Annotated in this window: 15 protein-coding genes; 12 read left to right on the forward strand and 3 right to left on the reverse strand. The window is 42.4% G+C overall.

Features of this window, described 5'->3' with window-relative positions; translation table 11 throughout:
* The first annotated feature begins 145 nt into the window (after positions 1–145).
* The 12 genes from A9970_RS01895 (at position 146) to A9970_RS01950 (ending at position 11770) form a co-directional block, all read left to right on the forward strand.
* Complete coding sequence (locus tag A9970_RS01895; RefSeq protein WP_070569861.1) at positions 146–1153, forward strand: DNA cytosine methyltransferase; 1008 nt, start codon at positions 146–148, stop codon at positions 1151–1153.
* Between the two features lies 1 nt (position 1154).
* Positions 1155–1907 carry a hypothetical protein gene (locus A9970_RS01900; RefSeq protein ID WP_070569863.1) on the forward strand — a complete coding sequence of 251 codons (753 nt, stop codon included), beginning with the start codon at positions 1155–1157 and terminating at the stop codon, positions 1905–1907.
* Positions 1904–2533, forward strand: a complete 630-nt coding sequence (locus A9970_RS01905; protein WP_070569864.1) for a hypothetical protein — start codon at positions 1904–1906, stop codon at positions 2531–2533. Before A9970_RS01900 ends, A9970_RS01905 begins: the two co-directional genes overlap by 4 nt.
* Before the next feature lie 54 nt (positions 2534–2587).
* Entirely contained in the window at positions 2588–3199 is a 612-nt protein-coding gene (locus A9970_RS01910) for a hypothetical protein (RefSeq protein WP_070569866.1), read from the forward strand.
* 33 nt (positions 3200–3232) lie between these two features.
* Entirely contained in the window at positions 3233–4528 is a 1296-nt protein-coding gene (locus A9970_RS01915) for a hypothetical protein (RefSeq protein WP_070569868.1), read from the forward strand.
* 20 nt (positions 4529–4548) lie between these two features.
* Positions 4549–6150, forward strand: a complete 1602-nt coding sequence (locus A9970_RS01920; protein ID WP_070569870.1) for a hypothetical protein — start codon at positions 4549–4551, stop codon at positions 6148–6150.
* Between the two features lie 129 nt (positions 6151–6279).
* Positions 6280–7191 (forward strand): hypothetical protein, encoded by a 912-nt coding sequence (locus A9970_RS01925; RefSeq protein WP_139145092.1) that lies wholly within the window; start codon positions 6280–6282, stop codon positions 7189–7191.
* A gap of 200 nt (positions 7192–7391) precedes the next feature.
* Positions 7392–7787, forward strand: coding sequence for a plasmid mobilization relaxosome protein MobC (gene mobC / locus A9970_RS01930; RefSeq protein WP_182981078.1), 396 nt, complete (start codon positions 7392–7394; stop codon positions 7785–7787).
* A gap of 11 nt (positions 7788–7798) precedes the next feature.
* Positions 7799–9073: a relaxase/mobilization nuclease domain-containing protein gene (locus tag A9970_RS01935; protein ID WP_409079946.1), complete on the forward strand. Its 1275-nt coding sequence runs from the start codon at positions 7799–7801 to the stop codon at positions 9071–9073.
* Positions 9074–9096: 23 nt separating this feature from the next.
* Positions 9097–11082: a conjugal transfer protein MobC gene (gene mobC / locus A9970_RS01940; RefSeq protein WP_182981080.1), complete on the forward strand. Its 1986-nt coding sequence runs from the start codon at positions 9097–9099 to the stop codon at positions 11080–11082.
* 30 nt (positions 11083–11112) lie between these two features.
* Complete coding sequence (locus tag A9970_RS01945) at positions 11113–11481, forward strand: hypothetical protein (RefSeq protein WP_182981081.1); 369 nt, start codon at positions 11113–11115, stop codon at positions 11479–11481.
* Between the two features lie 100 nt (positions 11482–11581).
* Positions 11582–11770, forward strand: coding sequence for a hypothetical protein (locus A9970_RS01950; RefSeq protein WP_070569879.1), 189 nt, complete (start codon positions 11582–11584; stop codon positions 11768–11770).
* A 643-nt stretch (positions 11771–12413) separates the two neighbouring features.
* Here A9970_RS01950 and A9970_RS01955 read toward each other — a convergent pair.
* From A9970_RS01955 to A9970_RS01965, 3 genes are all read right to left on the reverse strand, one after another.
* Positions 12414–13109 carry a phosphatase PAP2 family protein gene (locus A9970_RS01955; RefSeq protein ID WP_259655315.1) on the reverse strand — a complete coding sequence of 232 codons (696 nt, stop codon included), beginning with the start codon at positions 13107–13109 and terminating at the stop codon, positions 12414–12416.
* Between the two features lie 99 nt (positions 13110–13208).
* Positions 13209–13757 (reverse strand): AAA family ATPase, encoded by a 549-nt coding sequence (locus A9970_RS01960; protein WP_182981083.1) that lies wholly within the window; start codon positions 13755–13757, stop codon positions 13209–13211.
* 17 nt (positions 13758–13774) lie between these two features.
* Entirely contained in the window at positions 13775–14617 is an 843-nt protein-coding gene (locus tag A9970_RS01965; protein WP_182981084.1) for an ATP cone domain-containing protein, read from the reverse strand.
* Between the last annotated feature and the right edge of the window lie 20 nt (positions 14618–14637).

Below are 14637 nucleotides of genomic sequence, written 5' to 3' on the forward strand. Positions count from 1 at the left end.
TAACACTTTATAAATAAAATACCCATAATCAGTTGTTAAAATTAAAAGGTAGCTACTACCAAAGTATCATTTTCCCACTTGCCAGATTTCCACTTTTGCCCTCATAGTTGTACCACCCGGCAAGCCAGCAAGAAAAGGAGGGAAGATGAAAAAGAAAATCAAACATGGGAGTTTATTCAGCGGAATCGGTGGCTTTGATATAGCAGCCAAATGGTCCGGTTGGATAAATGTTTTTAATTGTGAGATCGATCCGTTCTGCCAAAGAACACTGGCCTACCATTTCCCAAGAAGTAAAAGTTATGCGGATATTAAAGCAACAGATTTCAGCGCCTTCAGGGGAAAAATTAATGTACTCTCAGGTGGATTCCCCTGTCAGCCATTCAGTCTCGCAGGAAAGCGGCGCGGCAAAGATGATGAACGATATATGTGGCCGGAAATGCTCCGGGCGATCCTCCAAATCCAACCGGACTGGGTCGTGGCAGAAAATGTTCTCGGCATTACTTCTTGGGCGGGGGGAATGGTACTCGAGGAGGTATGGACTGATCTGGAAAACCAGGGTTACCAAGTCCAACCGTATGTACTTCCGGCTGCAGGCGTCGGCGCTCCCCATAGAAGAGAACGTGTATGGATCGTCGCCTGCCGGAAATTCAAGTGCCCCATATCTCTACCCGACAACATCTGTGGCGCAAAGGATATTGCCGCCTTTATTGCCGACTCCTTTGGCCTCGGACGCACTTATGGGGGCGATATTGGGAAAGGAGGACCGCTTTTGGATAACCAAAACCGGAATACCCAGAAAAATGAACCGAAATGGCAAGTCGGGCAGCGTGGGCCTGGCACGCCTGGTCAAACTGATAACTTCCGATGCAATGCTGATGCCAGAGCGGGAAGGGATAATAACGGGCAGGAGCGTACTTGCGATCCTTGGGCCATGTTCCCTACTGAACCCCCTGTTTGTTACCCAAATGATGGGTTTTCCTACCCAGTGGATGGTCAAACCCTTTTTGAGGGAATCCCATACCCGCAAAAACCCATAACATTTTCAAAATGGCGTCAGGAGAGTATCAAGGCATTGGGAAATGCTATTGTACCACAAGTGGCGCAACAGATCTTTCGAACAATTCAAATGATGTACGATTTAAAATTCTGTTGAGATGAAGAAGCCGGAACATAATCAAACTATAAACGGTAAAGCAAGAGACGCTGAACAGTGTCTGACTTTATTGGCGGGTATTTCATCGTCTTGGCAACCTGTATTTTCAAAATTGCTGCTTTTACGTTCATTTTGGCAGTCCGGCCGCTGCGCTCTGAGATGGACGGTGAAAAAGACCGGTAGCGGCAGGATCTACCCGAAACTGCTTGCCTCCAGTAACGCCACCCGAATGCTACCGACTGTAGTAGCCATCGATAGTTCAAGGAATGGCGAGCAAGTTCAGGGGCGGATGAAATATAGAGCAAACTGTTCCAGATACAGCGCTAATCTTTGCGATCTGGCCAAATCAAATCTGCTGCCCACGCCAACAACCGGATCCAATAGGAATAGTAGAAATGTGATTCAAAAAATCGGGACATCCCACAGCAATCATGGTGTTTCCATTGGCTTGGCACAAGCAGTAGAACTTAGCATGGGGATGCTGCCCAAGGAATTTAAAAGCTGGAGCCAGGTACCTTATATGTTTAGGCTTCTACCGACGCCTACGACAAGGGACTGTAAAGGTGGCAGACATCCGGACACACTTGCATTGGCAGGCAGATCAGCAACCAATTCACTCAATGATGCCATCAACGGTATATCTGGCAGGTGCTGCAAACTCAATCCCCTCTTTGTTGCTGAGATGATGGGTTTCCCTATCAGATGGACACTAACACCATTTCAAAAAATCAATTACAAAACCAAGAGCTTATGAAAATTGAATTAAAACGGATCCAATATTATTCCCGTCAAAGCGAGGAAACGAATGCATTTAATGCTGACTTGTATATAGACGGGAAAAAGGTTGGAGAAGCATCCAATTACGGGCATGGTGATCCTGTTTCTTACGGATCCTCTACAGAGGAGGGACGAAAAGCCATTAAAGAAGCTGAACAATATTGCCTGAGTTTACCAAAGGAAGAATATACCATTGGTGGTAATACCCATACTTATGAGATGAACCTTGAAAGCTACATTGGCCGTATTATAGATGATTTCGTCAATGAGAAGGAACTACAGAAATTCAGAAACCGGGTTGACAAACTTTGCATTGACGGCATCGTTGTCGGAAAACCGGACAAGAACGTTATTGCAGCTTATAGGTATAAGATTACCATCCTGCAGATCCTTTGCAAACCGAAGGGTGAAGAAACAATTATAGAGGAGTTAAAAACAAAGATCATGTCCCTGCTTAAAGATGGTAACATCGTCCTTAATAAAAATATACCGGAACATATCTTGAAAGCAGCGGGGTTGGTAAAAGGTCAATACCTCGATCTCAAGGCGCTGAAAATGCAGAACGTAAAAAATCCAAAACAAAAAGGAGGAAAATCCTTATGACCCAACGAAGTTTTTTTAAGTATTCCCTTTAGAAAACAACATAATTTTTAGAACATGGAAATTGAAATAAAGAAGGTAAGTTTTAATCCCAGGATCGACACACATTCATTTGCTGCGAACCTGGTGATCGATGGTATCAAAGCCGGCAACATTGTAAGCAATCATATGGGGACACATTATTACCCATTAAACGACAAAGGTCATGCGCTCATAGAAAAGGCCGAAAAATACTGTGCCAAATTACCTGCTAAATCTATTGTGGTCGATGGCAAGCCACAGCAAAGCGCGCAAAGTCTAAAAAGCCTAATAGGCGACCTTTTTTCGGCACACCTGGAAAGACTCGAACATGCCAAATACTTTAAAAAAGTTGATGTGGCCATGAAACAGAGCATTGTCATTGGAGAGCCGACAAAATATATCCGGACCGTAAGAACAAAGGCGCCGATAGATATCCTTACCAAAAGCGAAAGTGGAACGGAACTGCTGAAATCTACAATTATTCAGGAAGTGCTTCCAACATTGTCTGACAACGAAAAGCTGCTTAACAGCAATATACCGGTAATTATTTTAAAAGCTGCAGGATTAAAGGAGGATCAATTTATAAAGCAGAGTGTGGAATACCTTATGAAGCCCGTTCCTCAAAAAGCAAAAAGTAAGGGCATTTAAAAAGATCATTTGTAAACCAGAAATGCTGTAGAGATGGAAGAGAAAGCAGAGCAAATACTGGCATACCTGAAATTAAAAGGGTTTGAGCCTAAAGATTTTTTAAAGGAATACCGTAATGCGGGCACTCAGTTCAGTGTAGGGTTCAGAAAAGATTTTGGTGAAGAAAGGATGGATTATCTTTTGGATTTTGGCTGGGATCACCAATTTGACAATTACAGATGGAAGGGATATAGCGCGACTTATAATCCTGGGCAGGAAAACGAAAGAAGCCGCGAATTTGCCGCTTCCGATTGGGGAATTGCCGATGCCAATCTTGCCTTTCATATCCTTTCAGGGAAAATGGAACAGCTTCAGGTTTTGATACTCAGTAGCGGTATCACCGAGTTTACCAATACCGATGTGTATGGATTTTTAGAAAGTATCTTAAGCCGCAATCCGGATCATTTTGTATGCCGGGCATCCAAAAACGGGAGTGAGGGAGTTATCGATTATGAGATCAGGGTCACTTCAGATGGTAAGGAATTTAAGGCCACACAAATAGACGCCACTTTTACCCGATATCCTGACTTCAAACATGGGATTTACAATGGAATTAAGACTGCGGAGTTGGCCGACAAAATGGATGCCATCGATTGGGAACGGGATGATTTATACACGTTCGATGAGCAGGATATGGCCCAACCAACTCCCGAAGCGATGGATATCCTAGATGCTATGGAGCTGCTACTAAGGGATGAAAACGGTAGAGACCTTGCACTTAATCTCCAGCTTCACCATTGGATAGATACTCCATTCTTTGACGCCCATATTCATGCTGACGCCTGGGAGCTCTTCCATAAACTTCCCAAAGTTGCTCATACATTTCCGCTGGATACCGGAGCAAGGAGAATATATAATCTCCTATGCGGCAGGCCAGCCATGCTAGATGGGCTCAAACAGAGCCGGGGATATACTACTTGGCACCAGTTTGTGACACATGAAAATAAAACAGAACTCCAGCCCAAAGAAGGTCCCTCTAAATATGAATTGCGGACATTTCTTGCCATGCTTCCCTTGGACGATATGCATAAGGACCATTTGCTGTCAAAACTATTGTCAGGCGACAGATGCCTGACCACATTGCATGGAATCCAAAAAACCGAGGTCGAAATCAGTATCGACATGGATACCAGGAGCCTCAAACTGACTGCCGCAAATGGCGATATCATCCCTTACAACTTCAGGCTCGAGCAACAATCTCCACCCGCTGCGCAACAAACGTTTTCCCGAACAAAACCTAAGCTGGCTCACATAAAAAAGAATAAAAAACGCAAAGGACGTGGGATTTAACCAATCTTAAAACAGAGACTATGAACGAACAGGAGATGCAGGAAATTTTGGAAAATCTTGCCAGTAGAGGATTTAATGATGATCAGCTCAGATCAGATATTGATAGGAATGAGGCCTATGGCCTGCCGCGTTTTTCTATTTCCAGGAAAAAAGAGTTTGGCGATGAACTTATGGAGTACAGACTCAATTTCCAATGGCTGGAAAGGAGCCTTGCTTATGAATTAACTGCTATCCATGCAAACCATCGAATGCCCTTAGATATAGATCAAAAAATAGTAAATGGCATAAATTCCATCCAACTCGACCAAAAGATGTCGATAATAAACTGGACAAAATATTGGGAGATTAAGCAAAAGGGAGACACTACGGATAGCGAGTTTGAAATGGTAAAGGAATGCATAGATGGCCTTGCTCAACTACTTTTGTCGGAATCTTCTCAAGTAAAATTTACAGCCGATTTGCTCATGTACAAACATTGGCCTGCCGATATGTTTGCCATCTTTTCGGAAGAATCGGAGAGGATGAGGCGCCTATACGAGCATGATTACAATTTCCACCTGGAAGACCATCCCCATTTAACTGCAGATCTTGCTTTCCTCATTATATCCGAAAGGATCGAAGCTATTACTATGCATTTAACTGATCTGGGAGCCATCGCTATTACGGAATCAGCAATCAAGGACGAAGCAATTAAAAGGCTAAAAAAAATTCCGGGAATAACTGAGTTAAATTTTTCTTTTTCTAACCAGGAATACTTTGCTAACCTGGCTGTGCCGATTTTTTTAGATAAAGGATGGTACAATCTGGAAGGATATACACTTGAGGTAGTTCAACTACCAGAGATTACGCATGGAAACTTTAATGGCGTAGATTCTGAAAGGTTAGACAATAAATTCAGTACTATAAATTGGAGGGAAGACAAAGACATTGCCTTTACCGAAAACGATTCTGAGGTTAACTTTCCAAAGGATATTGAGCTGTTACAGGAGGAACTGTTCCGTATAGCATCTGATACGGAAGGAAAACAGGTAGCCGAGTCTTTGATGCTTAAGCACTGGCTAACCGCACCCTATTTCAATGACATGATTACACCTTCTGCTATGGATCGGCTTGCAGGCCTTCCTGTAAAAAAAGCTGTTTTTCCTGCTGAAATTAACATCGATAAAGCAGTTAGACTGCTTTCCGGAAGACCAGTTTATTTAGAAGATTTTAAGAACAATTTGACGATCGGCACCTGGCAACGGCTTTCTGAATCCGTCGACGGCACCACTGCAAACATCGAATACTTCCAGGCAATTTCTAAAAAAGAACTGGAAAAAATCTGGAACATGTTACCTGTTTGGGAATATCGGAAAGATGAAATGTTGCAGCGTCTATTGGATGGTATGCCTGCTAAAGTAGAAGCAAAATCAGGAGATATTATCATCATAGAGCTCACGGAAAAGTTGGACGGGCTAAAAATCTTTGATAAAATCCACCAGGAAATTCCTTTCAATTTCCAGCTGGATCCTAATTGGAGGCAAAACCAAATTCCGCATTTGGATCCGAAAGCATCTCTAAAAAATGACAGCACCGTAAGTAATAAAACTTCCTCAATTAAACGTAGAGGAAAAAGTCTTTAAATCTTTATAGTCACGAAAATGGAAAAAGAAAACTGTAATTACTGCATAGATATTCAATTCAATGAGCCCACGACATATCCCTCAGGTGCAAAAATATATTGCAATGATTTTAAAATTGCAGTGGAGAGAATGATAACATTTGGAAACCTTAACTGGTTATTTGACGGCTCCAGCGCTGAACTGATTAAAGGAAGAGAAATTAAGGAAATGAAGTTGTTCATTGTTAGCGATGGCAGTATTGAACTCGAAAGAAAGATGGAAACTGAAAGGATCGGCAGCAATACAGAAGGTCTCTATTACCATTTTCCCAAGGGAATTTCCGATTTCGAACAGAAATCTGGCCTGGATTTTTCTGGATATAGGGGCTATGACACCAGGGGTTCATTTTTACAGGCTTCTTATCTGGACCTTGAAAGCGGAAAGTATAAAGATTTGCTGGCGCAGGAGGCTATGATGCTAAAGCTTCAAAAGGATCGAGCCGCACTACCATACTATTCCGCTACCATATCCCGGCAACAGTTTGCTTCACCTTTTCCTGAACATATGAATTTGTATCCTTTACCATTTTCTGAAATACTGCTGGACAGGGATCCTAATATAGTACTGAAATCTCTCTTGCAGCATGATTTTAATGAATTGGATAAAGCTTTAGCCTATGAGCAGGATTTTACCACTGCGATTACCAGAGCGACCATGGAATTTAACGGTCACAAACGTGCGAAACTACAATCTTACCGCAGGAACTTCTACCACAATATCATTAAAGAACCCGGAATTTATCTCGAATTTTTATTCTTAAATAATGAAAAAGGTATGTTCAAGTTTCCCTATGATAGTCTAACCCCAATGGGAATGCAGGAGCAAATTTTCAGGGTGGGTAGTTACGATTCTCAGGGAATAAAAGTGCAGAAAGTCCCGGAACTTCTGGAATTTCTTGAGCGGGAAACAATTTCCAATAGTAAAAGTCAAAAGGCAGTCTCCCACAAAGCAAGTCCAAAAAAATTGCTACAAAAAGCCAAAGGAAGATCGTCACGAATGTAAATATCAATAGTTAAGTAATTGCCCGAATCAGGAATTTGGAGGATGCCCCTTTTGAACTGGGTATCCAGCAAGATGTAGGTTTGTCGACAAACCCATCTTGCCCCATTTGCCTACCGGCATAAAGGGGACCGAAAACCCTCCGGAGTCGGGTTTTCTTACGAAACAGGATCAGCGTATTGTAAAAGATAAAATTGAAGAAAATGGAACAGAGGCAGAGATTTACACACAGGATACATACGCGTATTACCGCTAAAAAATTCGAGGAACTCCAGAGCCTGCAGCTCAGGTCTCAGGGCATAAAATCGCTGAGCGAACTGCTCAGAAATATCCTGGATAATAAAAAGATCGTTGTTCTTTCCAGGGATGCTTCCCTGGACATGCTCATGGAAGAGCTGTCCAAAATACGGCAGCAGATCCAGGCAATTGGGGTCAACATCAACCAGGTCACCAAGCGGTTCCATAATGCCAGCGGAGCCGAAGCCAAGCTCTTTTCTGCGATGGAAATTACCCGGCTTTACCAGCAGACCGACCTTAAAGTGACCGAGCTACTTGGTATTATTTCCAATCTTTCGAAGGTATGGTTGCCCGGATCGTGAGCGGTAAAAACATGCGCGGCATCCTGAGTTATAATGAACAGAAGGTTCGACATGCAGAGGCCAAAGTGCTCATGGCCTCCGGGTTTGGCCGGGAAATTTCAGAGCTATCTTTCCACAATAAGCTGGAACGTTTTGAAAAATTGACCCAGCTCAATGAACGGACACGAACCAATGCATTGCACATAACCCTCAACTTTTCCCGGCAGGATAAACTCGACGATGAGACGCTCTGCCGCCTGGCCTCCGATTACATGCAGGCTATCGGTTTTGGCGGACAACCGTTCCTGGTGTACCGGCATTACGATGCCGCTCACCCACATATTCATTTGGCTACTGTCAATATAGATGCTGATGGAAATAGGATTGAAACGCACAATATCGGCAAGCTACTTTCGGAACCTGCCCGTAAAAGTCTGGAGATTTCCTATAACCTGGTCAAAGCAGAAGACCAGCAAAAGGAACAGGCATTTGTTCTAAAGCCTGCTCACCTTCAGCGGATAGTCTATGGAAAGCGGGAGACAAAGGCAGCGATCTCCGCTATTGTACGCGAAGTTGTCGGCACCTATAAATTCAATTCCCTTCCGGAACTCAATGCTGTATTGGGACAGTTTGGCGTGCTGGCAGATCCTGGAGAGGAGGGATCCTTTATGCACAGCAAGGGCGGTCTTGTCTACAGTTTGTTGGACGAGCATGGCGAGCGTGTTGGTATCCCCATCAAGGCCAGCTCAATCTACTCATCACCTACCATTAAAAACCTCGAGAAGGTGTATTTGGCTAGTAAGGAGCAGAAGAAACCCTATGTGTTGCGGCTAAAACATTTGCTGGACCGGGAGCTGCGTACCGCTACCAGTAGAGCGGATTTTGAGCTAAGGCTCCACCGTCATGGCATCCGTATCCTGCTCCGGCAGAGCGAAGCCGCCGGGGTTTACGGTGTCACTTTTATCGACAACGCGACCCGGATCGTTGTCAATGGCAGCGCCGTAGGCAAAGACTATGGGGCGAAAGCTTTTATGGAAAAGCTATCAGGGCTCAGGGAAACTACAAATGTTATGGTAGGACGAGCGGGCCAAAAAGGGTCGCTGAACAAGCCTTCACTGAGCCCAAATACAGCAGTAAAGCCGGCATCGTCAACCGTCGGGGAGGCATCGCCACCCCATCCAGGCAGAGAGCTTCCTGTAATTGAACAGCTACTGGATATCGCTTTTTATGATGAGCATGAGCAGGTCCAATTTGATCCGCAAAAAAGAAAGAAGAAAAAGAAAGCGCGGCAACAGTCGCAGTCATGAGGTTGAATTTAAAGTTGTGAAGTATGAATACGGGGGAGAATGCGGAAGCATTAAGAAAGATCATTGATTTCATAAGGAAGGTTAGTTTACTGATTCTATTCCTTCACTTTTATGTCTATTGTTACCGGGCATTCGAGCAGTGGGGACTGACCCATAAAGTAGTCCGGCAGGTTTTGGAGCGGATCGGCAATACCGGCCTTTTTGCCAGCTACCATGTTTCTAAGATAGGTGCGCTTTTTTTGGTATTGGTTTCCCTTATAGGATCCAAGGGAAAAAAGGATGAGAAACTAAAGATTGCTACAGCGCTGCGCTATTTTATTGTTGGGCTCCTCATCTACGGATTGAGTCATCTGTTACTCGGATTGCAGGCTTCAGTCCAGGTATTGGCCTCCATGTATATGGCTGTTACCGGCATTGGGTTTCTGATGATCCTGCATGGCGGAAGCCTGCTTTCACGCATTATCCGTAACCGGCTGAATACCGATGTTTTCAATAAACTACAGGAAACTTTCCCACAGGAAGAGCGGCTTCTGGAAAATGAATTTTCCATAAATCTGCCAGCGCAGTATAACCTCAAAGGCAAGATCCGTAAATCCTGGATCAATTTCATCAATCCTTTTAGGGCTCTTCTTGTGGTTGGCACACCGGGAGCGGGTAAGAGTTACTTTGTTATCCGGCACGTCATTACCCAGCATATTGCAAAGGGCTTTTCGATGTTCGTCTACGATTTCAAGTTTGACGACCTCTCCATCATTGCATACAATGCTTACCTGAAAAATAAGCACCGGTATAAAGTCGAGCCAAAGTTTTATGTTATCGACTTCGACAGCATCTACCATCGATGCAACCCGCTTTATCCGGAGAGCATGACCGATATAACAGATGCCACGGAGAGCAGCCGAACGATAATGTTGGGCCTGAACAGGGAGTGGATCAAAAAGGCGGGGGATTTCTTTGTGGAGTCACCAATAAATTTCCTTACTGGCATTATCTGGTATCTTCGCAAATTTAAGAACGGAAAATACTGTACCCTGCCCCATTGCATTGAGCTCATGCAGATGCCCTACGACCAGCTTTTCCCCGTACTAAGGACCGAGCCAGAGATCGAGGTGCTGATCAATCCTTTCGTTACCGCCTACATCAATGGTGCTATGGAGCAGCTCGAGGGACAGATTGCCTCTGCTAAGATTACTATGGCAAGGCTTGCATCTCCACAGCTTTATTATGTACTAACGGGTAATGACTTTACCCTGGACATTAATAATCCAGAGGATCCCAAAATCGTCTGTGTTGGTAACAATCCACAGAAGACCCAGGTGTATGGTGCCGTGCTTTCCCTGTATGTAGCCAGGATGCTTAAGCTGGTCAACCAGAAGGATAAACTGAAAAGCTCTTTGTTATTTGACGAGTTCCCAACCATATATATTGGTGGTGTTTCCGGTATCGAAGGTACCATAGCAACAGCCCGTGGCAATAAAGTGGCGACCACACTGGCGGTACAAGATATCTCCCAATTACGCAAAGATTATGGAAAGGAAAGCGCCGATGTGATTTTCAATATCGTGGGTAACCTGATTTCGGGTCAGGTCCTTGGAGATACCGCCAAGACATTATCCGAGCGGTTTGGAAAAATCATGCAGGAGCGGGAAAGCCTTTCCATTAATGCCAGTGATACCTCTATCAGTAAATCCACCCAGTTGGAATCCGCTATACCGGCATCAACAATTTCGTCACTTTCCTCCGGGGAATTTGTGGGATCGGTAGCTGATAACCCGGAGCAAAAAATCCAGCTTAAGAATTTCCACTGCGAAATTATCAATGACCACGCTGCTATCAAAACAGAGATGGATGGCTATGTTCCTATTCCCAAGCCCAGGACGGTTACACCTACGGAGATAGAACAGAATTACCTTCAAATCAAAGAGGACATAGTAATGCTTATCGAGTCTGAAATGGAGCGGATCTATGAGACGCCAGAGCTTGCCCATTTGCTGATAGTAAGAGAATAATATAATAGCAAACACAAAAATAATAGGTTTATGAAAAAGATAGATTTTATAGATGCGCAGCAGATGAAACAAATCCATCCCGATACATTTGACGTCCCGGATCAAAACGACCTACGCGAGTTAAAGATCGGTGATAGCGTTAAGGTCTGCGCTTTTAGGGAACGGTTTTGGGCAGAAATAACCGCTATTGAAGGATATAAAATTACAGCCCGGGTCGATAATATTTTACTTACCAACGTAATAAAATATAATGAAACTATTGAGTTTGAAAGTCGACATATTTATGACATCTTAAAAAAAGGGCAGTTTCAAAAAAAGGACCAGAAAGCTAATGAGAAAATGAAACAAAGGATAAATAAGAAAGTAAAAAGCCAAGGTAAGGGGCACAGAAGGCTATAGACAGATCGAAAGTTGGATAGCTACCTATGTAATTTCAATGTCGTACCTCCGTATTTTTCATATTTGATCCTGAAATATTTCCGTCAGTTAATGATTAAACATGAAAAAAATCATCTTCTTTGCTGCAATAATAGCAGTGAGTATTATCATCTGTAAGCAATATCCTGAAGCGCAGCAGCAGAGCCTTTGTACTCTTCGTAAGACTAAATTGGGTTCTACTTTGGAGGTTAATAAGGCAGTTGCAAATCCCTTTGATTTTGCAGGAGAAATTCATAACAGGGGGCTGTAGGAACTCTTTGATTATATGGTTGCCACAGGCAATACTACCCCAAAAGGCAAAAGGGAAGTTTTGAAAAAAATCTTTAAATAATAATTTGATACAGAAGTCAAAGACGAACCGGTTGAACCAAAATATAGAGGGCATTAAATCCCCGAATGAGTTTCATGAATTTAAAATGAAATTTATCGCTATAGAAGTCAGATTTCAAGAGTCACAAAAGTCTAGAACTAAAAAAAGCTTAATAATAGTTTACTAGTGTGTTTGATGGCTAAGATACACAGCATATAACCTCTTCTTTAATATCAGAGCTAGTATCTTTCCTTTAAATCTAGCAAATATTATTGTTGTGTATTTTTATGTAGCCTACAAAAGAGACCAGAAAAAACGACATCATTGTCAAAAATAAAGTCATATAAATATCATTCGCGAAACTATTTAATGCCCCTTTCCTGAAAGGTGGATATATATATGTTTTAATTGTGTTATAATTGCAATAGTTATTACAATAAACAATATGACGAGTACGAATGTCATGAACAGTGATCTTTTCATTTTATAAGGTTGATTTCTTTTGCTATGAACTGATACAACTCTCTGTTTTTTTTCTGGCCGTCGTCTTTGAGTTTTTTGTTTTTTTTTCATTTTGCATACTTTAAAAAATCAATGAGTAAGACAATCCTAATTTCTTTGACTGATAAAAGGGAACCAAAAAACTTTTAGTGTTCTTATTCTTTTTTCTTTTAAATAGGAAATCGGTCTTAGGATACAACCAATATGCTAGCTCTGTTGAAAGAATGCCTACACCTGCGCCCGCAACGACATCTGTCATCCAATGTTTATTGTTTATCACTCTGTAAACTCCTGTGAAAATCGCAAACGGATAACCTGAAAGGCTCAACAGTAGATTATTACCCCTGTATTCTCTGTACATAAATTGAGCGGTAGAGAAAGCTGTAGCAGCGTGTCCCGAAGGAAATGATTTTCTGTTCGATCCATCCGGACGTTCTTCTGCAATTATATTTTTCGCAGGAGTGACGATTGCAGCAGCTATAAGCTGAGACATTGCATATATGATAGTACGATCCTTAAAACCGTGTTCCCCTTTTACCCCGGTCCAATTTAATCCATACACCATTACAGCGGGAAAATACTGCGTATAGTTATCCAGTGTCGTTTTTGCCGGCTTATCATGAGAAATCTCTATCTTGGTTGAAACATCCAGTGCCTTCATCGGTGGGATGGCAAAACTAATGGCGCCGACTGCAATCAAAGAAGTGGGTAGAATCAATTTTTTATAACCAAGATTGTAAATACTTTTATCGCCAAATACTGTATCAGTTTTTTTCAAAACAATTGTGCTATCTTGAGCACACAACAGTATAGGCAAGACTATTAATATATATATTAGAATTATTCTTGAAATCATTTAATTTAGACATTAAAAAAATTATAGGTTATTAAGGATAAATTTTACCCTTTGATCGGGAGGAAGGACAGGTACCTGGATGACCGGACATGGGAAGCGGGTGTAGACCTCAATAATCAAATTGTGAATTCTAATCTGATCCTGCTCGTCCTCTAGTCTTGCATAATCATTAATAAGAGGAAGACGGTCAAGAACAAAAACTTTCTGATAACAAAACCTCTTGCACATTGCAATAAGCCTTCGGTCATATTTCAGTCCAAGAAATTCGTAATAGGCCATAGCATCGGGAAGCGCTCTGTCTAAAAAAGCGATTTTATTAACATCCAGCGTTGATTCCTCCCTGATCTGAAGATTCAGTACTTCCATTTGGAATTGTTCTCTGTTGTACTTTATCTCTTCGACAGTTCTGCCTTGAATTTTCTGTGTATCAATATAATGTCTTGCCTGTTCCGCAATAATTGCATATCCACGTTTTGCCAGAAGTTCTACGACGGTAGTTTTGCCGGTACACGGTCCCCCGGTAACTACATACCAATTTGTCTTGATCTCTTTATGGTTGATGGTATCCATTACTAATTCTATTTTTTTTATTCGCAAAGCATACGGCACTCATTAACCACTTCCAGGATCTTCCCCGGTGTCAAGCCTATCCGGGTTAATATTTCCTGTTGTTGTAATAATGTGCTGCACACAATTATATCATTAGCCAACAGCACTTTTTTGTCCCTTTCCGTTAAGGAGATCAGGCAGGTTATGGGATACAGACCGGAACGATCTATAAGGTCCTTCAGACCTTTATCTCTTGGATAATCCCATCCAACCAAAGACATTTTCATACATGTACCGTACTGAATTGCATCGTCAGAAAAGCGGCCATTGGTTACTATCCAGCTTTGATGGAACTGGGGACCGTGACAACCGCTATCTTGCCACTGTTTTTCGACATCGAGAAATCTTGATTGGATGTACAACGGAATTTTTACATCACTAACAAATCCTTGCCGATTATGGAACTTGCATTCTATCATAATATGATGATCATCTTTAGTCGCTATCACATCTATTTCGTGTTTTACACAATGCCCAGGAACAATTACTCCTGTTCGTGTGCTATATCCCATAGATTCTAATATCGCCGAGGTAAGTTTTTCAAAAGGGAAACCAGTAGGGCCCAGCGCCATAATCGCCTTTTTCAGGTTATACCTGGCCGAAGCAGGTTTTGCTATTTTTCTTAGCCATTTGAAAGCCGTCTTGTAAATATCCCGGGTAGCCATTCCATCGATAAGATTGTCCTGCACTTTTTGCAGAACAATCTCAACCTGCTGCGGAGCCGCTCCGGACCGGGACAGTGACTGTCTTAATTTATTACTGTCGAAAGCCACGCGCTGGCCTGAAGCTTTTAAGATGTAAATATCTTTGTCTTTTTGCATAAGCTCTTATCTTTAAACCT

This window comes from Sphingobacterium sp. UME9 (assembly GCF_014170215.1).
In the GTDB taxonomy this organism is placed as follows: Bacteria; Bacteroidota; Bacteroidia; order Sphingobacteriales; family Sphingobacteriaceae; genus Sphingobacterium; species Sphingobacterium paramultivorum.

Excerpts from the sequence above, each read along its gene's own strand:
- mobC (WP_182981078.1), top strand. The coding sequence starts at position 7,392 with ATGGAACAGAGGCAGAGATTTACACACAGGATACATACGCGTATTACC.
- A9970_RS01905 (WP_070569864.1), top strand. The coding sequence starts at position 1,904 with ATGAAAATTGAATTAAAACGGATCCAATATTATTCCCGTCAAAGCGAG.
- A9970_RS01950 (WP_070569879.1), top strand. The coding sequence starts at position 11,582 with ATGAAAAAAATCATCTTCTTTGCTGCAATAATAGCAGTGAGTATTATC.
- A9970_RS01960 (WP_182981083.1), bottom strand. The coding sequence starts at position 13,757 with ATGGATACCATCAACCATAAAGAGATCAAGACAAATTGGTATGTAGTT.
- A9970_RS01910 (WP_070569866.1), top strand. The coding sequence starts at position 2,588 with ATGGAAATTGAAATAAAGAAGGTAAGTTTTAATCCCAGGATCGACACA.
- A9970_RS01945 (WP_182981081.1), top strand. The coding sequence starts at position 11,113 with ATGAAAAAGATAGATTTTATAGATGCGCAGCAGATGAAACAAATCCAT.
- A9970_RS01935 (WP_409079946.1), top strand. The coding sequence starts at position 7,799 with ATGCGCGGCATCCTGAGTTATAATGAACAGAAGGTTCGACATGCAGAG.
- A9970_RS01895 (WP_070569861.1), top strand. The coding sequence starts at position 146 with ATGAAAAAGAAAATCAAACATGGGAGTTTATTCAGCGGAATCGGTGGC.
- mobC (WP_182981080.1), top strand. The coding sequence starts at position 9,097 with ATGAATACGGGGGAGAATGCGGAAGCATTAAGAAAGATCATTGATTTC.
- A9970_RS01915 (WP_070569868.1), top strand. The coding sequence starts at position 3,233 with ATGGAAGAGAAAGCAGAGCAAATACTGGCATACCTGAAATTAAAAGGG.
- A9970_RS01920 (WP_070569870.1), top strand. The coding sequence starts at position 4,549 with ATGAACGAACAGGAGATGCAGGAAATTTTGGAAAATCTTGCCAGTAGA.
- A9970_RS01900 (WP_070569863.1), top strand. The coding sequence starts at position 1,155 with ATGAAGAAGCCGGAACATAATCAAACTATAAACGGTAAAGCAAGAGAC.
- A9970_RS01925 (WP_139145092.1), top strand. The coding sequence starts at position 6,280 with ATGATAACATTTGGAAACCTTAACTGGTTATTTGACGGCTCCAGCGCT.
- A9970_RS01965 (WP_182981084.1), bottom strand. The coding sequence starts at position 14,617 with ATGCAAAAAGACAAAGATATTTACATCTTAAAAGCTTCAGGCCAGCGC.